This window comes from Marihabitans asiaticum (assembly GCF_007828725.1).
Classification (GTDB): domain Bacteria; phylum Actinomycetota; class Actinomycetes; order Actinomycetales; family Dermatophilaceae; genus Marihabitans; species Marihabitans asiaticum.
Window position 1 is genome coordinate 176,471 of the sequence record NZ_VIUW01000001.1, and the last position, 24,317, is coordinate 200,787.

Sequence of the window (24,317 nt, forward strand, 5' to 3'; positions counted from 1 at the left end):
CCTCAGGGGGTCTGGCCGGTCGTCGAGCGGGTGTTCGGCGGGGTGCTCTGCGGGCTGGTCGGCTCGGTCGTCGTCGGGTCGGGCTCGTCGGTCGTCGTGGGGTCCGGCGAGGTGGAGGTCTCCGTGGGGGACGGTGTCGTCGTGGTCGGCGAGCTCGTCGTGGTCTCGGTGACGGTCTTGTCCCGCGCCCGGGCGACGACGAGGCGGACCGTCGAGCCGACCTCGACCGTGCCCGCGCCGGGTGCCTGCTCGAGGATCTGGCCGGCCGGCGCGTCCGAGACCCGCTCGCTCGTCTCGAGCTCCAGCCCGAGGTCGTAGAGCTGTCGTCGTACGTCATCGACGTCCTTGCCGACGACGTCGGGCAGCTCGACCTCACCGCTGGCGACGACGAGGTCGATCTCGGAGTCCGCGGCGACCGAGGTGTACTGACCCGGCTGGGAGTCCAGCACGGTGTTCTTCTCCGCGTCCCCGTCGCGGGTCGAGACCTCGCCGACCTTCAGCCCGGCGTCAGTGATCGCCTGCTCGGCATCCTTGCGGGACAGGCCGACGAGCTCGGGTACCTGCACCTCGACCGGACCGAGCGAGACCCGGTAGGTGATCCGGCTGCCCTTGTCGACGACGCTGCCCTGCGTCTGCTCCTGCTCGAAGACCTCACCGACCGGTGCGTCGCTGTTGCCCTCCTCGGGGTCGGGCTCGAGGCCGAGGTTGGTGAGCTCGGCCTCGGCGGCGTCCTCGTCCATACCGACGAGCTGGGGCACGGTGACCTGGGCGACCTCGTCGGGCTGGCTCTGCTGGTACGCCAGCCAGCCGAGGGCGAGCAGCGGCACGAGGAGCAGCAGGGCGAGGAGCCACCCCCAGCCACCGCGTCGACGCCGTTTGTCGAGAGGCGCCTCCGGGTCGTCCGCCGCGGCGAAGGTGGTGGTGTCACCCGATCGCGAAGGGGGGCCGGCCGGGGCGTACGCGACCGTCTCCTCACCCGCGGCCAGGGCCGCTCCGCCGCCGATGGCGGTGGCGAGGGCGGCGGCAGCGAGGGCGCCGACCGGTCGACCGTCGCGGACGTGGCGCAGGTCGTCGGCCATGTCGCGGGCGTCCTCGTAGCGCTCGTCACGGTCCTTGGTCAGGGCCGCGGCGACGATCGCGTCGAGGTCGCGTGGGATGTCCGGGTCGAGACTGCTGGGCAGGGGGATCGGGGCGTTGACGTGCTGGTAGGTCAGGCTGATCGGCTCGCCGGTATAGGGCGTGGTGCCGGTGAGCAGCTCGAAGAGGACGCAGCCGGCCGAGTAGATGTCGCTGCGGTGGTCGACCGTCTCCCCGCGGGCCTGCTCGGGGGAGACGTACTGTGCGGTGCCGATGACGGCCGCGGTCTGGGTCATCGTCGCCTGGGTGTCGGCGACGGCGCGGGCGATGCCGAAGTCCATGACCTTGACCGAGCCGTCGTCGCCGACCATGACGTTGCCCGGCTTGATGTCGCGGTGGATGATCCCCATCTGGTGGCTGTAGGCGAGGGCGTCGAGGACCCACTCGACGATCCGCGCGGCCTCCCCGGGCTCGAGCCGACCCCGCTCGTTGAGGATCTCGCGCAGGGTCCGCCCCTCGACGAGCTCCATGACGATGTACGGGATGGACACCTCGGCGCCGCCGGACTCGACGGCGTGGTCCTCTCCGCTGTCGTACACCGCGACGATCGAGCGGTGGTTCAGCCCGGCGACGGACTGCGCCTCTCGGCGGAAGCGCTGGAGGAACCCGGCGTCGCGGGCATGGTCGCTGCGCAGGATCTTCACCGCGACCGGACGGCCGAGGCGGGTGTCGTAGCCGCGGTGGACCTCAGCCATGCCGCCACGCCCGATGAGCTCACCGAGCTCGTAGCGGCCGCCGAGAAGGCGGGGGGTGGGGTTGGTCACGGCGTCCTCTCCTGACGACGGTTCATTGTTGCCGACCGCGGGCCCGCGGGGCCGTTCAGCATCGGTCCGACCTGAGGCATCTGCGCAGGTCGCCCGGCAGGGACCGTCTTGGAGTGGTCGGGCCTCACTGGAGCACCGCCTGCATGACCGCGGCGCTGATCGGGCCGGCGACGGAGCCGCCGGAGGCCTGGCTGCCGGCGGAGCCGCCGCTCTCGACGACGACGGCGACGGCGACCTTCGGGTTGTCGGCGGGGGCGAAGCCGGTGAACCACGCGTGCGGCGCGGCTCCCTCGGCGTGCTGAGCGGTGCCGGTCTTGCCGGCGACGGTGGTGCCGGGGACCGCTGCCTGGGTGCCGGTGCCGCTCTCGACGACGCTGGTCATCATCTCGGTGAGCTGGCGGGCGGTCTCGGGGGCGACCGCCCGGGAGAGCTGCTCGGGCCGGGCCTGGGAGATCGTGGAGAGGTCGCTGCCCTGCACCTTCTCGACGAGGTGGGGCCGCATGACGACCCCGTCGTTGGCCACGCCGGCGCTCATCATCGCGATCTGCAACGGCGTGGCTCGAACGTCGTACTGCCCGACCGCGGCCTGCGCCTCCTGCGGCTCGTTCAGCTCGGTGGGCACCGTCGACGGCGTCACCGCCATGGGGATGTCGAGGCTGTCGCCGAAGCCGAACTTGCTCGCCTGCTCTCGCAGGGCGTCACCGCCCAGCTCCATCCCGAGGTAGCCGAAGGTGGTGTTGCACGACTTCTGCATCGCGGTCGCCAGGGTGGCCTGGTCACCCGGTCCGCACGGGGCCTTGTCGCTGTTGGGCAGGTCGGACTCGGTCTGCGGCAGGTCGAGGATCGCCGGGCCGGGCAGCTCGGAGTCGGGCTCGTAGTCACCGGACTCCAGGGCTGCTGCGGCGGTGACAACCTTGAAGACCGAGCCGGGCGGGTAGAGGTTGCCGGCGATCGCCCGGTTGACCATGGGCTGGCTCTCGTCGCCGGTGAGCTGCTTCCACGCCTCCTGCGGGACCCCCTCCGCGTGGCTGACGAGAGGTGACGGGTCGTAGCTGGGGCTGGAGTACATCGCGAGGATCGCGCCGGTGGAGGGGTCGAGGGCGACGACGGCGCCGCGCTGGCCGCCGAGGGCCTGCACGGCGGCCTGCTGAGCCCTGGCGTCGATGGTCAGCTCCAGCGAGGCGCCGGTGGGCTTGCGCCCGGCGATGATGTCGGCGATCCGCCCGTAGAAGAGCTGGTCGTCGGTGCCGGAGAGCAGCGAGTTGGCCGCGCCTTCGAGCCCGCCGCCGGCGCCGTACTCGAAGGAGTAGTACCCGGTGAGGTGGGCGTAGGTCTGGGCCTCGGGGTACTGCCGCTGCCAGCGCAGGGCGTCGTCGACCGGGACCGACCGGGCGATCGGCTTGCCGTCGATGAGGATCTGGCCGCGTTCCTGGCCGTAGTTCGCCAGGGCGGTGCGTTGGTTGCCCGGACGGTCGTTCAGCGAGCCCGCGCCGAGCGCCTGGATCCACGTCGAGGCGACGAGCAGCGCGACGACGAGGAGCCCGGCGAGGAGTGAGAGCCGGCGGATCGGTTCGTTCATCGGCGCACCACCTCGGTCGGGGCTTCGGGCACGGGGGTGTCGGGCTCGGCCTCGGGGCGGCGGGCGTGGTCGCTCATCCGCAGCAGGAGGGCGACGAGGGTCCAGTTGGCCAGGAGGGAGGATCCGCCGTAGGCGACGAAGGGGAGGGTCAGGCCAGTGAGCGGGATGACCCGGGTGACCCCGCCGACGACGACGAAGACCTGCAGCGCCACGGTGAAGGCCAGGCCGGTCGCGAGGAGCTTGCCGAAGCCGTCACGCAGGCCGATCGCCGAGCGCAGGCCGCGCTCGACGAGGATGGCGTAGAGGGCGAGGATCGCCATGATCCCGACCAGCCCTAGCTCCTCGCCGAGGCTGTTGAAGATGAAGTCGGTCTCCGGCAGCGGCGTCAGCCAGGGCCGGCCCCGGCCCAGGCCCGTGCCGAGCAGGCCACCGGCCGCCAGGCCCATGAGGCCGCTGCCGAGCTGGCCGCACTGCTCTACTCCTTCGGGGCTGAAGGGGTCCAGCCAGCACAGCACGCGGGTCTGCAGGTGGGAGAAGAGCTGGTAGGCGACGAAGGCTCCGGCCGCTGCCAGCGTCAGGCCGATGATGATCCAGCTGACCCGCTCGGTCGCGACGTAGAGCATCGAGACGAAGAGCCCGAAGAGCAGCAGCGAGGTGCCGAGGTCGGTCTCGAAGACGAGCACGAGGATGCTGATGCCCCAGGCGACGAGCAGCGGGCCGAGGTCCTTGCCGCGCGGGAGGGTCATGCCGAGCACCTTGCGACCGGCGAGGGCGAGGACGTCGCGGGTCTGCACGAGGTACCCGGCGAAGAAGACCGCGAGCGCGAGCTTGGCGACCTCGGCGGGCTGGAAGGTGAAGGGGCCGAGCTTGATCCAGATACGGGCGCCGTAGGCGTCGTGGCCGATCAGCGGGAGCAGGGGCAGCAGCAGCAGGACGATGCCGAGCAGGCCGGCGGTGTAGGTGTAGCGGCGCAGCACCCGGTGGTCGCGCAGCATGACGAGCACCACCATCGCGATGATCACCCCGAGCGCGGTCCACTGCAGCTGCTTGAACGCCAGACCATCACCGAAGTCGCGCCCCGCGGCGATGTCGAGGCGGTGGATCATCACCACCCCGAGCCCGTTGAGCAGGGTGACGATCGGCAGGATGAGCGGGTCGGCGTAGGAGGCGCGCCAGCGCAGCACGAGGTGCACGACGAGCGCGATGGCGGCGAGGATGCCGGCGTGCCCGAGCAGGCCGGCGGGGACGGTCTCGTTGGCCGCGACCTCCACGTTGACGTAGGCGAGCACGACGACCGCGAGCGCCAGCGCGATGAGCACCAGCTCGACGTTGCGCCCACGCTTGGGGGCGATGGTCGTGATCGTCCTCAGCGACCGCATTGCTCTCCCGTGGAGCGCAGCTCGGCGCACCGCTTGGCGGCGACGCGCAGGTCGTCGACCTTCTTCTTCGCCTCGTCCTCGGACTCGACGCTGACCGTCTGCTCGACGCTGTCGCGGTAGAAGTCGGGCAGGTCCGAGACGGCGATGTCGGTCTGGTCGACCGCCTCGGACAGCGGGATCGGGCCGAGGTCACCGACGACGCCGCGGTACACCGTGACCCGAGCGTCCTGCACCCCGATGTAGTACTGCTGCTGGGTCCACGCCCAGCCGGCGTAGGCGAGCCCGGCGACGACGAGGGCGAGCACGCCGAGCGCGGCGACCCGCCTGGCCCATCGACCCCGGCGCGTGCCGCCCTCCTCGGCGAGCTCGGGCTCGTCGTCCTCCGCGGAGCGGCTGAGCGCAGCCGCCTTCGCGGCCGGGGTGGTCGGCATGGCGCGAGTCTTGGATCCGCGCAGGGCCGCCGACCCGACGACCTGGGGCTGGGTGGAGGTGGGGGCGCCGCTCGAGATATCGACGACGTCGGCGACGACGACGGTGATGTTGTCCTGCCCGCCGGCACGCAGGGCCAGGTTGATCAGCGCGTCGGCGGTCTCGGCCGGGGGTCGGCCGGCGGCGAGCTGCTCCTCGATGGTGTCGTGGGCGACGAAGCCGGAGAGCCCGTCGCTGCACAGCAGGTAGCGGTCGCCGAGGCGGGCCTCGCGGGCGCCGACGTCGGGCTCGTCGCCGTCGTCGCCGGTGAGCACGCGGGTGACGACGCTGCGCTGGGGGTGGGTGCTCGCCTCGTCCTCGGTGATCCGCCCCTCGTCGATGAGGGTCTGGACGAAGGAGTGGTCCTTGGTGATCTGGGTGAAGCGCCCCTCGCGCAGCAGGTAGGCGCGGGAGTCGCCGATGTGGGCGAGGATCAGCTTGTTGCGGCTGCGCAGCAGGGCGGTGGTCGTCGTGCCCATGCCCGCGAGCTGCTCGTCGTCACCGACGATCCGGGCGATCTCCCGGTTGGCCCTGAGGATCGCCCGCTCCAGCTGGGCGGAGGCCTCGGCGGCGCTGAGCGAGTCGTGGTCGAGCTCGACCAGCTCGGTGACGACGGTGGCGCTGGCGATGTCGCCGCCGGCGTGCCCGCCCATCCCGTCGGCGACGAGCAGCAGGTGTGGGCCGGCGTAGCCGGAGTCCTGGTTGTCCGAGCGCACCAGCCCCACGTCGGAGCGGGCGGCGTACCTGAGTCCGAGCGGCATGCCCTAGCTCCGCAGCTCGATGAGGGTCTTGCCGATCCGGATCGTCGTCCCGGTCTCGACCGGCACCGCCTCACCGACCCGGTAGTCGCCGATGAAGGTGCCGTTGGTGCTGCCGAGGTCCTCGACGTACCACCCGTCCTCGCCGCGGATGATCCGCGCGTGGCGGCCGGAGGCGAAGTCGTCGTCGAGCACGAGCGAGGACTCGGGGTTGCGCCCGATGAGCACGCCCTTGTCGCGCAGCGAGAGCTTGGTGCCGGTGAGCGGGCCGCTGGTGATCGCGAGGTGGGTGGGCACCCGCGGGTTGCGCCGGGGGGCCTGGTCGCGGCCGGGCCGCCGAGAGCGCGCGGGGGCGCCCTGGCGGTTGATCACCCGGGTGCCGTAGAGGTCGGAGCGCAGCACCCCGGCGAGGGAGAGGACGAAGGCCCACAGCAGCAGGAGCAGGCCGAAGCGCAGCACGGTGACGGTCAGCTCGCTCATCGGCTTCGTCTCCTCTCTGCCTCGATGGTCGCCGCGGACGGCGTGCCGGATGGTGGGTGGGTGGTCAGCGGCGGGCCAGGTGGAAGGTCACCGAGGTGCGCCCCATGGTGACCCGGTCGCCGTCGTGCAGGGGGCAGGCGTCGACGGGGTCGCCGTTGACATAGGTGCCGTTGGTGCTGCCCAGGTCGCGCAGGTGGGCGACCTGGCGGGGTCCGTCGTGGGTGACGCGCACCTCGGCGTGCCGCCGGGAGATGCCGGGGTCGTCGAGGACGACGTCGGCGCTGTCGTCGCGGCCGAGGACGGTCATCGCGGACATCAGCGGGTAGCGCTCGCCGTCGATGGCCAGCCAGGGCAGGTCCTGCACCCGGGCTTGCCGGGCCGGGGGGACCTCGGCGACCTGGGTCCGCTCGGGCTCGGTGGGTCGGGCCGGGACGGGCGAAGGGGGGTCTGCCTGCCGCCCCGAGGGGGCGGGCTCATCCCCCTTCGCCTCCTCGTCGTCCCACCACTGCGCCTCGTCCTCGCCGGGCTGCACGGGGAGGGGAGCGGAGTACTCGTCGTAGTCCTCGCCCTCGGACTCGCGGTAGTCGTCCTGGTACTCGCGCACGGCCGAGCGGCTCTGGACGCGGTGGCGGGAGGTGGCGGGGCGGACGCGGAAGACGCCGGTCTCGAGCTCGTCATCGGCCTCGAAGAGCACCTGGAGCGGCCCGCCGGGGCGGTACCGCTGAGTCTCGGCGTGCTCCTGCGCGGCGGCGATCAGCTCGTCCTCGAGCTCCTCGTCGTACTCGAGGAGGCGGTCGTGGTCGGCGGGGGAGAGCTCGATGGTGAAGAGGTTGGGCACCGAGGTGCGGCCGCGACCGATGAGGGTCGCGCGGTCGTCCATCGCGCGGCGCACCGCGGAGGCGAGCTCGAGGGGCTGGACCTCGGCACGGAATGCCCTGGCGAAGACGCCGTTGACGGTGCGCTCGAGCTGGCGCTCCATGCGCTCGAACAAGCTCATCGCCACCTCCTCGTCGTCGTCGCCGCGGGTCTTGGGCCGTACTCCTGCCTCGCGATCCTAACCAGGGCAACCTGCGACGGTGCTGGACGTCAGCGGTCGACCCCGGCCATCGCCCAGCGCACCGCGGCGGTGCTGGCCCCTCCGAGGGGGCGCAGCACGGCCCGCCCGAGACGGGGAGAGGCGGGCAGCCCGAGCATCTGCCGGGCCCAGGGCTCGAGCAGGGCGACCCCGCCGGCGGCGATGCTCCAGTAGCCGGGTCGCGCGGCGAGCGGCAGCGGCGGCTCGGCGAGGAGGAAGCGCGCGGCGTCGGTCGCGGCAGCGGTGACCTCGAGCTCGTCGCGGTAGGAGGCGAGGGTCAGGTCGAGCTCGGCGACGCTGCGCGGCGGGTCGAGCACCCCGAGGTGACCGGCAGCCACGCCGGCCTGCTCGACGTAGCGGTCGGCCTCATCCGGGGTCAGCGGCTGGGCGGCGAAGGCCTGGTAGGCGCGCAGGAAGGAGTCGATCTCGGCGACGTGGACCCACATGAGCAGGTGCGGGTCGCTGGCCCGGTACGGGCGGCCGAAGGGGTCCTTGCCCCGGACCCGCTCGTGGATGGCGCGGACACCGGCGATGGTCTCCAGCGCGTGCTCTGTCGTGCCGAAGGTGGTCGAGGCGAGGTAGTGGCTGGTGCGCTGCAGCCGTCCCCACGGGTCGCCGCGGTAGCCGGAGTGCCCGGCGACCCCGGCCATGGCCATCGGGTGGAGCATCTGCAGCAGCAGCGCGGTGACCCCGCCGGGGAACATCGCGGCGTCGGCGTGCACCCGCCACACCGGGTCCTCGGGGGTGAACCAGCGCTCGCCCTCGCTCTCCCAGATCACCCGCGCGCGCTCGGGTGCGTCCTCGCCGGCGACCCGGGAGCGAAGGGCGGTGCCGGCGGCTCGTTGCAGTCGGTCGAGGTTCATGCCTGTCGTGGCCACCAGAAGCGGTCGCCGAGGGTGAGGGCGATGGCGGGGACGAGGACGGTGCGCACGAGGAGGGTGTCGAGGAGGACGCCGACGCAGATGATCGTGCCGACCTGGGCGAGGACGACCAGCGGCAGCACGCCGAGGACGGCGAAGACGGCGGCGAGGAGGATGCCGGCGCTGGTGATCACCCCGCCGGTCGCGGCCAGGGCCCGCAGCATGCCCTCGCGGGTGCCGTGCTCGCCGCGCTCCTCCAGGGCTCGGGTGACGAGGAAGATGTTGTAGTCCACCCCGAGCGCGACGAGGAAGAGGAAGGCGTAGAGCGGGGCATTGGAGCCGAGCGCGGTGAAGCCGAGGATCTCGGTGAAGATCCACCACGAGAGCCCCAGGCTCGCGGCGAAGGTTGCGAGCACGGTGAGCACGAGGATGATCGGCGCCGCGATCGAGCGGAGCAGCAGCATCAGCGCGACGAGCACGAGGACGAGGGCCAGCGGCATGATCAGCCACCGGTCTCCGGCGTGGGCCTCGTCGGCGTCGAGGGCCTCGGCGGTCGCGCCGCCGACATAGGTCTCGTCGAAGGGGGCCAGAGCCGCCCGCAGGTCCCGCACCGTCTGCTGCGCGGCGTCGCTGTCGGGGTCCTCGGCGAGGATCACCTGCAGGGAGGTGAGCGAGCCGTCCTCGGCAGCGGAGGACGGACGGACCGAGTCGACCCCGCCGACCCCGGAGGCGACGTCGGTGATCTCCTGGGCGTCCCCCTTCGTCACGATCGTCGTGGGCTGCACGGAGCCGGCGGGGAAGTGATCGCCCAGGCGCTGGGCGGTGGCGATCGAGTCGGGGGTGTCGAGGAACTGCTCGGCCTCGGGCAGCCCGAGACGCATCTGGCTCACGCCGATCGCGGCGACGGCGAGGGCGACGAGGGTGCCGGCGACGAAGGCGCCAGGGCGTCTGGCCACGGTGTCGCCGATGCGCCGCCACACGGTGCGGTGCTCGGAGAGGGCGGCCTGGTCGGTGCGCGGGACCTTGGGCCAGAAGACCCAGCGGCCGAGGTAGCTGAGCACGGCGGGCAGGACGATCAGGGCGTAGATGACGGCGATGACGATGCCGATCGCGCTGCCGAGGCCCAGCCCGCGGGTGGCGGGGAAGGCGCTGAGCATGAGGGTGAGCACGCCGACGACGACGGTGGTGGCGCTGGAGAGCACGGCGTGGGCGGTGCGGGTCAGGGCGACGCGCAGGGCCTCGCGGCGGTCCTCCCGGGTGCGCAGCTCGTCGCGGTAGCGGGAGATGAGCAGCAGGGCGTAGTTGGTGCCGGCGCCGAAGACGAGGACCGAGATGATGCCGGTGACCGACTCGTCCCAGGCGACGCCTGCGGCGTTCAGGCCGCGGGTGGCCAGGATCGAGGCGACCCGGTCGCCGGTGCCGATGACGAGCAACGGGAAGATCCACAGGATCGGGCTGCGGTAGGTGACGAGCAGGAGGATCGCGACGACGGCAGCGGTCGCGGCGAGCAGCCGGAAGTCGGCGCCCTCGAAGACGGCGGCGAGGTCTCCGGAGATCGCCGCCGGGCCGGTGACGCCGGTGCTTACCCCGTCGGGGGACTGCTCACGGAGCTGGTCGCGCAGGGCGGTGACGGCTTCGTTCTGCTCGGTCGAGGTCTCGCCGTCGACGGGGACGACGACGATCGCGGCCTGGCCGTCCTCGCTCGGGGCGAAGGGGGGCCGGCCCCCCTCGCCGCCCTCGGCACCGATCTGCGACGCCAGGGTGCCGATGCTCTCGAGCTGGTCGCGGCTCAGCGGGCCGTCCTGCGACTCGAAGAGGACGATCGCGGTGCCGTCGTCGGCCTGCGGGAGCTCCTCGGCCAGCTCACGGGCGGTGGTGGAGTCGGCGCCGACGGGCATCGTCTCGGTCGGGCTGGGCAGGCGCTCGCCCTGCCCGAGGCCGAAGAAGGCCCCGCTGGCGATCAGCGCGACGACGATGACGATCCACGCCGTCCGGGCGTTGGTGACGAAGGCTGCGAGCCGCTGCACAGTGTGCCTTCCGGAGTCGACAGGGTGGGGAGTCGAACCTAGCGCCCAACCGGCCCCCTCCGTCCAGGCGTGTCCAGGGTTCTCCCCGCCCCCCTCCTTCGCAGATCCCCGGGGAACCTCAGACGAACGGTCCCCCCGGGCGCCGGTCGGCCCCCTGCACCCGGCCGACGCCCTGCCCCCCTTCGCTCCCTTCGTCCGCCGCCCCTCCCCATCCGGAGGACGAAGGGGGCGAGCTCAGGCTGCGGGGTGCAGCCGGCCGCCGAGGCGCTGGCGGGCGCGCTCGAGCTCGGCAAGCATCCGCGGCATCGCGGCGAAGACGGGCAGCCACTTGTCGACCCGCCACGGCCGGGTGAAGGTCATGCCGATGAGGAAGTCGACGACGTCGCCGTCGTGGGCGTGGGTGGTGCGGGTGGTCATGGGGCCCTGCTTCGCTTGGATAGTGAAAATATCTAGTATTAGGTATCGGTACTGTCCAGCGCAAGAGGAGGGGTGGATGCGGATCTCGGAGCTGGCCGGGGCGACCGGCGCGAGCGTGGCGACGCTGAAGTACTACCTGCGCGAAGGGTGCTCCACCCCGGTCGGGTGACCTCGCGCACCCAGGCCAGCTACGACGACAGTCATGTCGAGCGGGTGCGGCTGGTGCGGGCGCTCACCTCGGTGGCCGGGCTCTCGATCGCCACCGTGCGTCAGGTGCTCGAGACCGCCGGTGACCCGGCCGACGTCATGGGGACCGCCCAGCGGGCGCTCTACGGCCGGCGGCGGGATCCGGAGGGCGAAGGGGGTGCCGCTCACGCCCTCGTGAAGGAGCTCGGGTGGTCGATCGAGATCGACGACCCGGTGCTCGTCGATCTCGATCGCGCGTTGCAGGGGATGGAGGCCGGCGAGATCGGGGTGGGCGAGGAGCAGCTGCGCGCGTACGCCGAGCAGATGCTCGCCGTGGCCCGCCTCGACGTCGCCACGGTGCCACCCGGTGACCCGGGAGCGGCGGTGCGCCAGGTGGTGCTCGGCACGGTGCTCGTCGAGCCGGTGCTGCTCGCCTTGCGGCGGCTGGCGCACCAGCACGTCGCGACGGGTGGGTGAGGGCCCTGAGTCTCGGTTTGGGTGATCGGGCCGCGGTGAGGCAGAATAGGCGGGCCTCACGCGAGAGTGGCGGAATGGCAGACGCGCTGTCTTCAGGTGGCAGTGTCCGCAAGGGCGTGGGGGTTCAAATCCCCCCTCTCGCACCGATGTGATGTCTCACGACATCTGCAAGGCCCGAACCCTCATTGAGGGTTCGGGCCTTGTTGTTTCTGGGGTTGGTAGTCCTTGGTGGGGTCGAGGGTGAGGTCGCGGATGAGTTCGCCGGTCGTGGCGTGGATGACGGTGGGGCCACCGCCCTGCGCTGGGGGAATGTCGAGGTCTTGGATGAGGAGTAGGACGGGGTGTGCGTTCCATGCTCGGCCGATGCCGATGTGGTGCAGGCGGCCGAGATGATTGGGTCGTCGCGCCAGCATGTCGTCAACCTGATCGAGCGCGGCGAGCTGCCGTCCACGAAGGTTGGGACCCACCGTCGGGTCTCGCGCGACGCGATCGACTCGCTGATGTCCTCCCTTCGGGGCCCTGAGCTGAAGTCTCACCGCCTTCACGCGGCTGTCGCAGGTTGCCTGGTGACCGACCCGGAGCGGGTCATAGCCATTGCGCGGAAGAACATCGAGAGGGGCCTATCCCGGAGTCGGCCAGGCTCCATCGGAGCCAAGCACCTCCAAGACTGGTCGTTGATCCTCGATGGAGGGACGGACCGCATCCTCGACGCACTCTGGGACAAGAGCCCGTACGGCTGCGATCTTCGCTCCAGCACGCCGTTTGCCGGCGTTCTCACGGAGAAGCAGCGCCGACAGATCTTGTCGTCCCTGTGAACAGGCAGGAGCTGGCGCACATCCGATCGACCCGTCCGTCGTCGTCCGAAGGTGGGGCGACATGCCTGCGACGGCGCACCCGATCGCCCTGTCCCTAGCGACCTCCTCACCCCTGGCCCTCACCGACCAGGCGAGCTGACCCCCCTTCGGGCAGTCTGACCCCGTGAAGCTCTTCGACACCCTTACCTCGGAGACCTGGCGCGCCTTGATCGCCCTGGCGGTCGCCGTGGTCGTCTCATACCCCTTCGCCCGATCGATCGCCGGCGACGGCCGGATCGTCCCCGAGCCGGAGCAGTGGGCGCTGCCGCTCATCGCGGTCCACCAGGCGACCTACGCGACGCTCACCGCCGTCATCCTCGCCGCCCCCGCCAAGCGGCTCAAGACCTGGGCCGAGCGCTCGCAGCGCCCCACCGCCATCCAGCGCTACGTGATGCTCACCGAGCCCGGCGCGGGTCTCGGGGTCTACCTCGCGGTGCTCTCCATCGGCATCCTCGGCCTCGCGGTCAGCGGCAACTTCGGCCCGATCGGTGGGGGCAAGGCCGCGATGATCGGCCTGCTCATCGTCAGCGCGTGGGCGACGATGGTCGTCTCCTTCGCCCTCGACTACCTGCGCATCGACGGCCGCCAGGGGTGGGCGGCGCTGGGCTTCCCGACCACCGACGGAGCACCCCACCGCGACCGCACCGTCGGGGACTACCTCTACGTCTCCGCCGCGATCTCCGCGACCGCCGGCACCACCGATGTCGACATCCTCACCCCGGAGATGCGCCAGTCCGTCGCGATCCACGGCGTCCTGGCCTTCCTCTTCAACACCGTCATCCTCGCCACCGCGATCACCGTCCTCCTCTGAGCGAAGGGGGGGTCCTGACCGGCCCAGACGGCCTCCGCGGACGGCTACGGTCAGGAATGTCCGCCGCGGTCGAGACCGTTGTCCCGGGCAGGAACATCCCCGACGCGAAGGAGAACCCCCATGGCCACCAAGAAGGTCGCATTCCTCGTCGCCACCGAAGGCATCGAGCAGGTCGAGCTCACTGACCCGTGGAAGGCGCTCTCCGACGCCGGTCACGAGACCGTGCTGCTCTCCACCGAGTCCGGCGAGGTGCAGATGTTCAACCACCTCGACAAGGCCGACACCCGCACCGTGGACCAGACCGTCGGCGAGGCCAAGGTCGACGACTTCGACGCGCTCGTCCTGCCCGGCGGCGTCGCCAACCCCGACGCGCTGCGCACCGACGAGAACGCGGTCAGCTTCGTGCGCGACATGGTCGCCGCTGGCAAGCCGGTCGCCGCGATCTGCCACGCCCCGTGGGTGCTCGTCGAGGCCGGTGTCGTCGACGGGCGCCGCCTGACCTCCTTCCCCAGCCTGCAGACCGACGTCAAGAACGCCGGCGGCGAGTGGGTCGACGAGCGCAACGTCGTCGACGGCAACCTCATCACCAGCCGCAACCCCGACGACATCCCCGCCTTCAACTCGGCCCTCCTCGACGCCCTCGACCACGGCGTCGCCGCCGACGCGGCGGAGTAACCACCCGGCTCACCTCGAGCAGGCGGGCACTACTCCCTTCGCGAAGGGGGCGGTGCCCGCCTTCGTCGTCGCCCCGGTGCGGCCCGTCGGGCATGCTCAAACCGTGAAGCGCACACAAATACCGGCCCCGGGCGACCGCACGAGGGGGCGGCTGATCGGCGTCTACAACGCCAACGGTGGGCTGATCGGCGAGGCCGCGTACCTCATCGGCAAGATCCTCGGGACTGCGCACTGCGCCCTGTGCGACATCACCCACTCGCCCGTTCGGCGCAAGAAGGAGTGGGGCGAGCTCGCGCGGCGCCTCCCCGTCTCGATCGAGCTGAAGCACCTCGACGAGCTGACCGGCGCCCAGCGCTCTGTCGTCGACGCCGGCGGGGCGCCGGTCGTCCTGCGCGACACCGGCAGTGGCTACGAGGTGCTGCTCGACGCCGGTGACCTCGACAGCGTCGGCGGCGACGTGGCCGGCTTCGAGCGCTTGCTCCTGGACCGGCTCGGGAGCTGACGGTACCGCGAGGCGTGGGACCCCCCTTCGCCCGCTCCCTTCGCCGTTGAGACATACCGCACATGTGACGCGGCCAACTCGCCGGGGTTACCGGTGGGTTCGGGATCTAGCCTCGGGGCCACAGCCCCCGACGAAGCTGGAGGTCCTCCCCGCATGTCCGCCATCACGATCCGGCAGTCAGCACGAGACGCGTACCAAGACGTCTACACGCCGGAGGTGGTAGCGGCCCTGGAGGCCCTCGCTCCGCTCGACGCCCGCCGGGGGGAGCTGATGCGCGAGCGCATCGCCCGCCGCACCGAGCGCGCGCAGAACAAGCAGCACATCGACTTCCTCGACGAGGACGCGACGATCGACGGCACCGACATCACCGTCGCCGACGCCCGTGCGGGCCGCTTCGAGGGCGCGGTCATCCCCGACGACCTGCGCCGCCAGTGGATCCAGGGCACCGGCCCGGCCACCAAGCCGCGTGCCTCGACCGCATCGGGGCTGCGCAACGTCGCCTACGCGATGCTCTCCGGCGCCGACGGCTGGATGTTCGACGGTGAGGACGCCGTGGGCCAGGTCGACACGATGAGCCTGGACAACCAGCGCAACCTGCACCTGATGATTACCAAGGACCAGCAGTTCCTCGACGTCGCCGAGCAGGTCGCCGGCGAGATGAACGAGTGGGCGAAGGGGTTCCACGGCCACGAGATCATCGAGGACTGGCGCGAGCAGCTGGACTTCACCACCCGCATCTACCGGATCCGCGGGCTGCACCTCGACGACCGGCACGTCCAGCACGCCGACGGCAGCGGCTTCTCCGCGACGATCGCCGACCTCGTGCCGTACGTCGTCAACAACCACAAGCACCTCATCGAGCAGGGCCGCTCGGTCGTGCTCTACCTGCCCAAGCTGCAGACCGCCGCCGAGGCCGCCCACCTCGGCTCCCTCCTCGACGCCCTCGAGGACCACCTCGGCCTGGACCGCGGCACGATCCTCGGCTACGTCCTCGTCGAGCAGATCGAGGAGTGCTTCCAGCTGATGGAGATCCGGGCCGCGCTCGGCAAGCACTTCGTCGGCTACAACACCGGCCGCTGGGACTACATCAACTCCGTCTCCGACGCCTACTACTGGGACCCGGAGTTCATCAACCCCAACATCGACGCCGTGACGATGACCTACGGCTACATGCGCAACTACGAGGACCGGGTGCGAAGGGCGGTCAACACCCCCGACGCGAACGGCAACTTCGCCCTGTGGCAGGGCGGGATGGAGCCGAACATCCCGGTCGGGTCGGACGCGGCCGTCGACGCGGCGATGAAGAAGGCCACCGCGGGCGGTGCCCGCGAGCAGGCCGAGGGCGCCTCGGGCAAGTGGGTCGCCCACTGGAAGATGGTCCACGTCATGCGCCCGGTGTGGGAGAAGGTCGGCGAGGACAACCAGCTCGGCCGCGACTTCGAGCCGCTGACCTACACCCAGGCCGACGCCGACGGCCTTCGCCTCCTGGAGGAGGCGCCGCGCACCATCCGCGGCGCGCGCGACCTCATCTCGGTCGGCCTGCAGTACGGCAACGCCTTCGGTCAGGGCTTCCAGGCTGCGGCGCTCAAGCCCGCCGACTTCTTCGGCGACGACGACGTCCTCTACCTCATGGAGGACGCCGCCACCGGTGAGATCCGCCTCTCGGTGCTGTGGGAGTGGGTGCACAAGGGTGCCCGGCTCACCGACGGCGACGAGGAGACCGGCGCCGCCGCCGGCGACGTCTTCACCGCCGAGCTCTTCGAGCGACTGCTGGCCGAGGAGTACGACAAGCTCCTCGCCGCCGACGGCAAGGACGTTCACGAGGACTCCAAGACGACGACGCTGCCCATCGCCCGCGAGATCGTCCACCAGTACGTCCTCGCCGAGATCAAGGCGCCCTGGTACATCGACCTGCTCAACATCAACCTCAACACCACCGACCTCGAGGTGGCCACGGAGCGGATCCGGGCCTACCTCGACGCCTTCAGCGCTGATGGCACCCGCATCACCCACAACCTCGACTTCGACGCGAGCTGAGAGAGAGAAGGACGACAGCAATGACCTTCGACGAGAACGTCAAGAAGGCCCAGGAGTACATGTCCGGCGAGCGGTTCGAGAGCGTCAAGCGCCTCTACTCCGCCCGCTCGGTCGCCGAGCAGCAGGGCACGATCCCGGCCGACTACGCCATCGCGCGTGGCAATGCCGAGGCCTTCTACGCCCGGCTGCGTGAGCTCTTCTCGCAGAAGAAGTCGATCACCACCTACGGCCCGTACTCCCCGAGCCAGGCCGTGACGATGAAGCGCCAGGGCATCGAGGGCATCTACCTCGGTGGCTGGGCCACCTCCGCCAAGGGCTCGGTCTCCGAGGACCCGGGCGCCGACCTCGCCAGCTACCCGCTGTCGCAGGTCCCCGAGGAGGGTGCGGCGATCGTCCGCGCGCTGCTCACCGCGGACAAGAACCAGACCTACCTGCGCAGCCGCCTCTCCGAGGAGGAGCAGGCCAAGCTGCCCGAGCCGGTCGACTACCGCCCGTTCATCATCGCCGACGCCGACACCGGCCACGGCGGCGACGCCCACGTGCGTAACCTCATCCGCCGCTTCGTCGAGGCCGGCATCACCGGCTACCACATCGAGGACCAGCGCCCCGGCACCAAGAAGTGCGGCCACCAGGGCGGCAAGGTGCTCGTCGGGGTCGACGAGCAGATCAAGCGGCTCAACGCCGCCCGCCTGCAGCTCGACATCATGGGCGTGCCCGGCATCATCGTGGCCCGCACCGACGCCGAGGCCGCGACGCTGCTCGACAACTCCGGCGACGAGCGCGACCAGCCCTTCATCCTCGGCGCGACCAAGCAGGGTGTCCCGTCGTACAAGCTCGTCGGCCTGGCGCTCATGCGGCTGTTCTTCAACGCCGGTCACGAGCAGTTCAACGGCTACACCCTGTACCGGGTCAGCGATGACGAGTTCGCCGCCGCGGAGCAGTGGCTCGACAGCATCGGGCTGAAGGCCGAGGCCGAGAAGGTCGCCGCCGAGCAGGTCGGCAAGCCCGAGCCGGAGACCGACGCCGCCTACGACAAGCTCGTCAACTCGATGGTCGAGCAGTGGGAGAACGCTGCCGGTCTGATGACGATCGGTGAGGCTGTCGCGGCCGCGCTCGAGCTGGCCGCCCAGGACGGTGACGATGCCGCGATGAGCCAGGAGGAGTGGGCCGACTTCGCCAAGACTGCGTCCTTCCGCCAGGTCCGCGACAAGGCCCGCGAGCTGGGGGTCGACGTCTTCTGGGACGCCGAGCCGGCCCGCACCCCGGAGGGCTTCTACCAGGTCCGTGGCGGCCTGGAGTACGCCATCCGCAAGTCGCTCTCGGTCGCCCCGTACGCCGACCTCATCTGGATGGAGACCGCGTCGGCGGACATCGGTGAGGCGCAGGAGTTCGCCGAGGCGATCCACGCCGAGTTCCCCGACCAGATGCTGGCCTACAACCTCTCGCCGTCCTTCAACTGGGACTCCACCGGCATGAGCGACGAAGAGATGCGCGCCTTCCCCAAGCAGCTGGGTGAGGCGGGCTTCGTCTTCAACTTCATCACCTACGGCGGTCACCAGATCGACGGCGTCGCCGCGGAGGAGTTCTCCAGCGCGCTGCTCAACGACGGCATGCTCGCCCTGGCCCAGGTCCAGCGCAAGATCCGGCTGCTCGAGTCGCCGTACCGCACCCCGCAGACCCACGTCGGTGGCCCCCGCCTTGACGCGGCGCTGCAGGCCTCGGCCGGGCGCAACGCGACGACGAAGGCGATGGGCAAGGGCTCGACCCAGGTCCAGCACCTCGTCCAGACCGAGCTGCCGAAGTCGGTCCTCGAGGGCTGGCTCAAGCAGTGGAGCGAGGTCAACGGCACCGAGCAGCTCAGCGTCAAGCTGCGCCCGAGCCGCGAGGGAGCCGACCTGCTCGAGCTCGCCGTGCTCGGCAGCGGTGACGAGGTCAAGGCCAATGTCATCTTCGCCCCGACGAAGGACCGCTCCGGCACGACCTTCCTCTCGGTCCGTGACCAGAACACGGTCGACGAGTCGCTGCGTCAGAAGCGCCTCATGACCCTGGTGCACCTCTTCCTCATCAAGCGCTTCGGCGCCGCCTCGGTGCACTACGTCGCGCCGACCGAGGACAACCAGTACCAGACCCAGAAGATGAAGGAGCAGGGCATCTACTCCGACGTCTCCACCGAGGTCGGTGAGATCATCGTCGCCAAGGTCGACGAGGCGGGCATCCAGCGTCTCTCCGCCGAGGACGGCGAGGAGCTCGGCAAGCTGATCCGCAAGGAGAGCTGAGCCCCACCAGACGCGAAGGGGGCAGGGCCGGCGATCCCGGCCCTGCCCCCTTCGTCATCCCGCGCGCGTCCCCCTTCGCCCCCCGATTATCGGGTTGAGGGAGAAGTTGCACCTTCACCCGACTACCAACCTCGGGTGAAGGTGCTACTTCTCGGGTGAGGCGCCTGGGCGGGGAGCCGGAGGTAGAGAGCCACCCCCAGATGCGCGCTACCACGCAGTGCTGGTCGTGATCACAGCCAGTACTGCGTGGTAGCAGGCGTCAGGAGAGGGGCCGAAGGGGGAGGATCAGGCCGACTGCAGGTACCGCCGGTAGGCGTACTCGGTGATGTAGCCCGGGAGGAACTCCTCGAGCGTGCCCTCACGGATCACGTCGCGCAGGGCGTCCGCGCGACCCTCGGGCAGCCCGTCCTCGGCCAGCTCGTCGAGCCGCTCGATCGCCTCGTCGACCAGCCCGCCGACGACGTCGATGGTCACCGTCTCGCCGCTCTTGGTCTGCGTGCCGTGGTGGATCCACTGCCACAGCTGCGCGCGGGAGATCTCGGCCATCGCGGCGTCCTCGTGGATGCCGTCGATCGCGACGATGCCGGTGCCGTCGAGCCAGGCGTTGAGGTAGCGCACCAGGTCGAAGACGTTGGTCCGCACGCCCGCCGCGGTGACCTGGCCGGGAGTGTCCTTGATCGCGAGCAGCTCCTCGGCCTTGACCTCGACGTCCTCACGCTGGACGTCGATCTGGTTCGGCCGGTCACCGAAGGCGTCGGTGAAGGGCTGGCGGGTCACCTCGATCAGGCCCGGGTGGGTCACCCACGCCCCGTCGAAGCCGGCCTTGGCCTCGGCCTCGCGCGCCGCGCGGATGCTCTCGAGCCCGGCCGCGTCCTGCGCCGCGTCGCCGGTCGGGATCATCGCGGCCATGCCGCCGATCGCGTGCGCGCCGCGCTTGTGGCAGGTGCGCACGAGCAGCTCGGTGTAGGCCTTCATGAAGGGCGCCTCCATGGTGACCTCGTGCCGGTCGGGGAAGATGTACCCCAGGTCGGTGCCGAAGTTCTTGACCACGCTGAACATGTAGTCCCAGCGCCCGGCGTTCAGCCCCGCGGCGTGGTCGCGCAGCTCGTAGAGGATCTCTTCCATCTCGAAGGCGGCCGGGATGGTCTCGATGAGCACCGTCGCCCGGATCGTGCCCTGCGGGATGCCCAGGGTGTCCTGGGCGAAGACGAAGAGGTCGTTCCACAGCCGCGCCTCGAGGTGCCCCTCGAGCTTGGGCAGGTAGAAGTAGGGGCCGCTGCCCTGGTCGATGAGCCGCTGGGCGTTGTGGAAGAGGTAGAGCCCGACGTCGACGAAGCCACCGGGGATGGGGTTGGAGTCCACGGTGATGTGCCGCTCCAGGAGGTGCAGACCGCGGGGACGGACCATGATTGTCGCGGGGTCGTCGCCGACGGAGGTCTGCGCACCGGTGACCGGGTCGGTGTGGCGCAGTCGCCCGGCGATCGCGTCGCGCAGGGCCAGCTGACCCTCGACGATGTTGGCCCAGCTCGGGCTCGTGCCGTCCTCGAAGTCGGCGAGGAAGACGTCGGCCTCGGAGTTCAGCGCCGTGATGATCGACCCCGGGTCGAGCGGCCCGGTGATCTCGACGCGTCGGTCGGCGAGGCCGGGAGCCGGCTCGGCGACGTGCCAGGTCGGGTCCTCGCGGACCTCGGCGGTCTCCTCGCGGAAGTGCAGCCCGTTGACGATCGCGTCGCGGTGGAAGCGGTTGTCGAGCAGCTCGTGGCGTCGCTTGGCGAACTTGCGGTGGAGCTTGCGCAGGAAGTCGAGCGCCTCCGGGGTGATCACCTCGTCGTAGCGGTCTGCCTGCTCGCCCTTGACGACGACGTGGTGGAAGGCTGAGCGGGTGGCGGCCTGGACGTTCATCGCGTCTCCTTCGGGGGCGGGTGGCCTGGTGATCAAGGCCGGGATCTGCACAGCACACTCTCTCTGAGCGGATCTGTCCATGACGTAGACCGCAAAGTGCGGGTTCTCACACCGGCTTGGTCCGGTAGCGCGGTTCTGGTAGCCGATCGGGAGCGGGTCGCTACGGTGCTCCCATGCCGAGCTGGACGACCCCTGACCTGTGCGACGACCATCCCGACGACGTGAGGGTGCTCGCGCCGGGGTGGCTCGACTTCGGTGGGCGCGAGGCCTTCGCCGGCCCGGTGGTGACCATCGCGTGCTTCGAGGACAACTCCTTGGTCAAGGCGCTGGTCGAGGAGGACGGCCGGGGCCGGGTGGTCGTCGTCGACGGCGGCGGGTCGTTGCGCAAGGCGCTCCTCGGTGACCAGATCGCCGAGCAGCTGGCGGCGAAGGGGTGGTCCGGCCTGGTCATCAGCGGCGCCGTCCGCGATGTCGAGGTGCTGCGCACGCTCGACCTGGGGGTCCGGGCACTGGGCTCGGTCCCCCTTCGTACCGCAAAGCGCGGGCTCGGCGACCGGGACGTCCCAGTGACCATCACAGGGGTGAGGCTCGCCCCCGGCGATCACCTCTACGCCGATGCCACCGGCATCGTCGTGGCCGACCACGCGCTCACGTGAGGCTCACCCCCCTTCGCCCCGAGTCGCCTGCTACCACGCAGTAGTGGTCGTGATCACAGCCACTACTGCGTGGTAGCGGGAGGGATGGGGCGGGCGAAGGGGGACTCAGCCGGGCGACGGGGTGCAGGCGTCGTCGGCGAGCTGAGCACCGGCGCCACCGTAGATCTGGGTGACGACGTCGGCGCCGGCGGCGCGCAGCTCGGTCTCGTGCTCGGGGTAGCGCGCGACCGCGGCGATCCGGCCCGTGTAGTCGCGCTGACGCAGCTGGCCGAGGATGTCCAGGGCCACCTCGTGGGACGGCAGGGCGATGACGACGAGCTGGATGCGGGGGTGGTCGACCACGCCGTCCCAGAGCGTGATGTCGCTCGCGTCGGCTTCGATCGCCTTGAGCCCGTCCTTGGCCAGGGCCAGGAGCTTGTCGGGGTTCTGCTCCACGCCGAGGACGTGCAGCCGGTGCTCGTCGAGCAGCTGGTGCGCGGCGCCCTGACCGACACGACCCATCCCGAGGACCAGCGCGTCGGCGCCCTCGAGCGCCAGCGGGCGGCACTCCGGGTGCAGCCGGTCGACCGGCGGGTCGGGGGGCAGGAGCAGGGAGAGGCGGTCGGCGTGGCTCTCGGTGCGGTTGGCCGCCGCGGAGAGGACGAAGCTGGCGGCCACGGCGACGGCGATGATCGTCAGCCAGCGCTCCTCGACCAGCCCCATCTCGACGGCGACCGCGGTGACGATGAGCCCGAACTCGCTGAACTGGGCCATCGCCAGGCCTACGCGGCTCGTCGTGTGCCGGGTGATCTGCGACAGGCGCAGCAGCAGCGCGTAGCCCCACCCCTGCACGAAGGCGAGGACCAGCAGCACACCGGCCACGGCCAGGTCGACCAGGCTCGGCACGCCTGCGAGGCCGATCTCGAGGAAGAAGCCGACGAGGAGCAGGTCCTTGATGTTCGTCAGCTGCCGGCCGAGGTCGCTCGCGGCGCGGTGATGGGCGAGCAGCATGCCCATGACGAGCGCCCCGAGGTCACCCTTGAGCCCCACGAGCTCGAAGAGGGCGTAGCCGGGGACGAAGGCGATGAGCAGACCGAAGAGCGCCTGCATCTCGCCATGCCCGAGGTGGCTCCAGACCCGGCGCAGCAGCAGCGACAGCGGCCAGAGGAGGACGAGCGAGAGCGCCCACACCGACGGCAGGTGGCCCTCGCTCGCGGCGAGGAAGACGACCGCGGCGATGTCCTGGATGACGAGGATGCCGACGGCGAGGCGCCCGTAGAACGCCTGGCTCTCACCGCGCTCCTCGAGGACCTTGATGACGACGACGGTGCTCGAGAAGGACAGCGCGAAGGCGATCGCGAGCGCGCCGCCGCCGGTCACCGAGCCGAGACCGGGCAGCCCGAGGAGCAGCAGCAACTTGACGAAGCCCGCCCCGAGGACGGTGAAGATCACCATGTGCGCGACGGAGGTGAAGAGGACCTCGCGTCGGAGCAGGGTGCGCACGTCGAGCTTGAGCCCGATGCCGAAGAGCAGCAGGGTGACGCCGAGGTCGGCAGCGAGGTCGATCCCCTCGAGGTAGGGGACGTCGAGCGCGGCCAGGACGAAGCCGGCGACGAGGAAGCCGACGAGCGGCGGCAGCCGGAGGTAGACCGCCGCGAGCGCGCAGGCGAAGGCCGCGACGAGGTATGTGGCGGCGACCTCCATGGACCAAACCTATCGGCGGTCATCAATGGCGAAGGGGGATGCCTCTCGCCCCGGTGCCGGCTCGCCTTCGCTCCCCGGTCGGCTTACCCTCACCCCCTTCGCCGGGAATACCCAAGTGGGTATCCCCGTTGCGCCGGGCTGAACCACATTGACGTTACGACAGGCAAGGAGCACGACATGGCGACGACCGACCTGACCACCGAGACCTTCGAGCAGACCCTCAAGGACAACGACATCGTCCTCGTCGACTGGTGGGCCAGCTGGTGCGGGCCGTGCCGGATGTTTGCCCCGATCTTCGAGCAGGTCAGCGAGAGCAACGAGGACATCGTCTTCGGCAAGGTCGACACCGAGGCCGAGGTGCAGCTCGCGAGCGCCGCGCAGATCACCTCGATCCCGACACTCATGGCCTTCCGTGAGGGGATCATGGTCTTCCGCGAGTCCGGCGCCCTGCCCGCCCAGGCTCTCGAGCAGCTCATCGAGCAGATCCGCGGGCTCGACATGGACGACGTGCGCCGACAGGTCGAGGAGGCCCAGGCTGAGTCCGAGGCCGGCGCGGCTGCCGCCGACTCCGGGGCTGGCGGCTCTTCGCAGGCTGGCTGATCCCCTTCGGCACGGATACCAGACCCGGTACCGTGTCGAGTCCAGGCCGACGCGACGAGAAGGGACCGAAGATGCAGCTCAACCAGGACGACATGGAGGGCGTGGTCAAGCGACTGCGCCGGGCTCAGGGCCAGATCGGCGGCGTGCTCAACATGATCGAGGAGGGCCGCGACTGCAAGGACATCGTCACCCAGCTCGCGGCGGTCTCCAAGGCCGTCGACCGGGCCGGCTTCGCGGTGATCTCGCTCGGGATGCGCGAGTGCCTCACCGGTCGCGACGGCGAAGTCATGGACGTGGCTGACATGGAGAAGCTCTTCCTCTCCCTCGCCTGAGGCCTTGCGCACCCATACCCCTATGGGTATGGTGGCGGTCACCAAGGGAGAGAAGTGATCACCATGTGTCGAGCAGTCCGTTGCAAGAAGTGCGGCAAGACCACCTGGGCCGGGTGCGGCCAGCACGTCGACCAGGTCATGCGCGGGGTCCCCAAGGCCGACCGCTGTGCGGGCCACGAAGGCGAGCCCAAGGAGTCGGGCTTCCTGAGCAAGATCCTCGGGCGCTGAGCCCGAGCTGAGCCGGGTCCACCACCCCCTGCAGGTGGGCCCTCGGGCCGCGAACCGTCGGCTCCCCCCTGCGCGCACGTCTCGCGGCCCGACCTACTGTCCCCGGCGCGATCCCCCTTCGCCCAAGTATCGGGTTGAGGGACTTGTTGCCCCT

At 70.7% G+C, this 24,317-nt stretch carries 24 protein-coding genes and 1 tRNA gene; 13 read left to right on the forward strand and 12 right to left on the reverse strand.

Going from position 1 to position 24,317, the window contains the following annotated elements; translation table 11 throughout:
- Positions 1-2: 2 nt before the first annotated feature.
- The 9 genes from pknB to FB557_RS00830 form a co-directional block, all read right to left on the reverse strand.
- Entirely contained in the window at positions 3-1,901 is a 1,899-nt protein-coding gene (pknB, locus tag FB557_RS00790; protein WP_144854753.1) for a Stk1 family PASTA domain-containing Ser/Thr kinase, read from the reverse strand.
- A 124-nt stretch (positions 1,902-2,025) separates the two neighbouring features.
- Complete coding sequence (locus FB557_RS00795) at positions 2,026-3,480, reverse strand: peptidoglycan D,D-transpeptidase FtsI family protein (protein WP_144854755.1); 1,455 nt, start codon at positions 3,478-3,480, stop codon at positions 2,026-2,028.
- Positions 3,477-4,859 carry an FtsW/RodA/SpoVE family cell cycle protein gene (locus FB557_RS00800; protein ID WP_144854757.1) on the reverse strand — a complete coding sequence of 461 codons (1,383 nt, stop codon included), beginning with the start codon at positions 4,857-4,859 and terminating at the stop codon, positions 3,477-3,479. Before FB557_RS00800 ends, FB557_RS00795 begins: the two co-directional genes overlap by 4 nt.
- Positions 4,847-6,088 carry a Stp1/IreP family PP2C-type Ser/Thr phosphatase gene (locus tag FB557_RS00805; RefSeq protein ID WP_144854759.1) on the reverse strand — a complete coding sequence of 414 codons (1,242 nt, stop codon included), beginning with the start codon at positions 6,086-6,088 and terminating at the stop codon, positions 4,847-4,849. Before FB557_RS00805 ends, FB557_RS00800 begins: the two co-directional genes overlap by 13 nt.
- 3 nt (positions 6,089-6,091) lie before the next feature.
- Positions 6,092-6,565, reverse strand: a complete 474-nt coding sequence (locus tag FB557_RS00810; RefSeq protein ID WP_144854761.1) for an FHA domain-containing protein FhaB/FipA — start codon at positions 6,563-6,565, stop codon at positions 6,092-6,094.
- A gap of 64 nt (positions 6,566-6,629) precedes the next feature.
- Positions 6,630-7,562 (reverse strand): FHA domain-containing protein, encoded by a 933-nt coding sequence (locus FB557_RS00815; protein WP_170236136.1) that lies wholly within the window; start codon positions 7,560-7,562, stop codon positions 6,630-6,632.
- A gap of 89 nt (positions 7,563-7,651) precedes the next feature.
- Positions 7,652-8,503: an oxygenase MpaB family protein gene (locus FB557_RS00820; protein WP_144854763.1), complete on the reverse strand. Its 852-nt coding sequence runs from the start codon at positions 8,501-8,503 to the stop codon at positions 7,652-7,654.
- Positions 8,500-10,527 (reverse strand): MMPL family transporter, encoded by a 2,028-nt coding sequence (locus tag FB557_RS00825; protein WP_246074275.1) that lies wholly within the window; start codon positions 10,525-10,527, stop codon positions 8,500-8,502. The genes FB557_RS00820 and FB557_RS00825 overlap by 4 nt, the downstream gene beginning before the upstream one ends.
- Before the next feature lie 234 nt (positions 10,528-10,761).
- Positions 10,762-10,944 carry a monooxygenase family protein gene (locus FB557_RS00830; RefSeq protein WP_144854765.1) on the reverse strand — a complete coding sequence of 61 codons (183 nt, stop codon included), beginning with the start codon at positions 10,942-10,944 and terminating at the stop codon, positions 10,762-10,764.
- Between the two features lie 76 nt (positions 10,945-11,020).
- On the opposite strand from FB557_RS00830, the gene FB557_RS14415 reads away from it, so the two are divergent.
- From FB557_RS14415 to FB557_RS00840, 3 genes are all read left to right on the forward strand, one after another.
- Positions 11,021-11,113, forward strand: a complete 93-nt coding sequence (locus tag FB557_RS14415; protein WP_246074277.1) for a MerR family transcriptional regulator — start codon at positions 11,021-11,023, stop codon at positions 11,111-11,113.
- On the forward strand, positions 11,110-11,607 hold the full coding sequence (locus FB557_RS00835; RefSeq protein ID WP_246074279.1) for a MerR family transcriptional regulator: 498 nt from the start codon (positions 11,110-11,112) through the stop codon (positions 11,605-11,607). Before FB557_RS14415 ends, FB557_RS00835 begins: the two co-directional genes overlap by 4 nt.
- 60 nt (positions 11,608-11,667) lie before the next feature.
- Positions 11,668-11,750: transfer RNA gene (locus FB557_RS00840), tRNA-Leu, on the forward strand.
- A 39-nt stretch (positions 11,751-11,789) separates the two neighbouring features.
- On the opposite strand, the gene FB557_RS00845 is transcribed toward FB557_RS00840, so the two are convergent.
- A complete protein-coding gene (locus FB557_RS00845; RefSeq protein WP_211356488.1) occupies positions 11,790-12,074 on the reverse strand; it encodes a hypothetical protein in 285 nt (94 codons plus the stop codon).
- On the opposite strand from FB557_RS00845, the gene FB557_RS00850 reads away from it, so the two are divergent.
- The 6 genes from FB557_RS00850 (at position 11,997) to FB557_RS00875 (ending at position 18,762) form a co-directional block, all read left to right on the forward strand.
- Positions 11,997-12,422, forward strand: coding sequence for an excisionase family DNA-binding protein (locus FB557_RS00850; RefSeq protein WP_144854767.1), 426 nt, complete (start codon positions 11,997-11,999; stop codon positions 12,420-12,422). The genes FB557_RS00845 and FB557_RS00850 overlap by 78 nt on opposite strands.
- Before the next feature lie 163 nt (positions 12,423-12,585).
- Positions 12,586-13,272, forward strand: a complete 687-nt coding sequence (locus tag FB557_RS00855; RefSeq protein ID WP_144854769.1) for a DUF1345 domain-containing protein — start codon at positions 12,586-12,588, stop codon at positions 13,270-13,272.
- A gap of 120 nt (positions 13,273-13,392) precedes the next feature.
- Positions 13,393-13,947, forward strand: coding sequence for a type 1 glutamine amidotransferase domain-containing protein (locus tag FB557_RS00860; RefSeq protein WP_144854771.1), 555 nt, complete (start codon positions 13,393-13,395; stop codon positions 13,945-13,947).
- 52 nt (positions 13,948-13,999) lie between these two features.
- Positions 14,000-14,449 carry a hypothetical protein gene (locus FB557_RS00865; RefSeq protein ID WP_144854774.1) on the forward strand — a complete coding sequence of 150 codons (450 nt, stop codon included), beginning with the start codon at positions 14,000-14,002 and terminating at the stop codon, positions 14,447-14,449.
- Positions 14,450-14,602: 153 nt separating this feature from the next.
- Positions 14,603-16,486: an aldolase/citrate lyase/malate synthase family protein gene (locus FB557_RS00870; RefSeq protein ID WP_144854776.1), complete on the forward strand. Its 1,884-nt coding sequence runs from the start codon at positions 14,603-14,605 to the stop codon at positions 16,484-16,486.
- 20 nt (positions 16,487-16,506) lie between these two features.
- The gene (locus FB557_RS00875) at positions 16,507-18,762 is read left to right on the forward strand and encodes an isocitrate lyase/phosphoenolpyruvate mutase family protein (RefSeq protein WP_144854778.1); all 2,256 of its coding nucleotides are present in this window, start codon (positions 16,507-16,509) and stop codon (positions 18,760-18,762) included.
- Between the two features lie 285 nt (positions 18,763-19,047).
- Here the strand turns inward: FB557_RS00875 and aceB are convergent, their stop codons facing one another.
- On the reverse strand, positions 19,048-20,664 hold the full coding sequence (gene aceB, locus FB557_RS00880) for a malate synthase A (protein WP_144854780.1): 1,617 nt from the start codon (positions 20,662-20,664) through the stop codon (positions 19,048-19,050).
- Between the two features lie 173 nt (positions 20,665-20,837).
- On the opposite strand from aceB, the gene rraA reads away from it, so the two are divergent.
- Positions 20,838-21,320: a ribonuclease E activity regulator RraA gene (gene rraA / locus FB557_RS00885; RefSeq protein WP_144854782.1), complete on the forward strand. Its 483-nt coding sequence runs from the start codon at positions 20,838-20,840 to the stop codon at positions 21,318-21,320.
- Positions 21,321-21,425: 105 nt separating this feature from the next.
- On the opposite strand, the gene FB557_RS00890 is transcribed toward rraA, so the two are convergent.
- Complete coding sequence (locus FB557_RS00890; protein ID WP_144854784.1) at positions 21,426-23,003, reverse strand: cation:proton antiporter family protein; 1,578 nt, start codon at positions 23,001-23,003, stop codon at positions 21,426-21,428.
- Positions 23,004-23,180: 177 nt separating this feature from the next.
- Here FB557_RS00890 and trxA point away from each other — a divergent pair, with 177 nt between their 5' ends.
- The 3 genes from trxA to FB557_RS14070 all read left to right on the forward strand — a co-directional run bounded on the left by trxA (position 23,181) and on the right by FB557_RS14070 (position 24,163).
- Positions 23,181-23,603 (forward strand): thioredoxin, encoded by a 423-nt coding sequence (trxA, locus tag FB557_RS00895; RefSeq protein ID WP_144854786.1) that lies wholly within the window; start codon positions 23,181-23,183, stop codon positions 23,601-23,603.
- Between the two features lie 71 nt (positions 23,604-23,674).
- Positions 23,675-23,935, forward strand: a complete 261-nt coding sequence (locus tag FB557_RS00900; protein ID WP_144854788.1) for a metal-sensitive transcriptional regulator — start codon at positions 23,675-23,677, stop codon at positions 23,933-23,935.
- Positions 23,936-23,998: 63 nt separating this feature from the next.
- Complete coding sequence (locus tag FB557_RS14070; protein ID WP_170236137.1) at positions 23,999-24,163, forward strand: hypothetical protein; 165 nt, start codon at positions 23,999-24,001, stop codon at positions 24,161-24,163.
- The last annotated feature ends 154 nt before the right edge of the window (positions 24,164-24,317 follow it).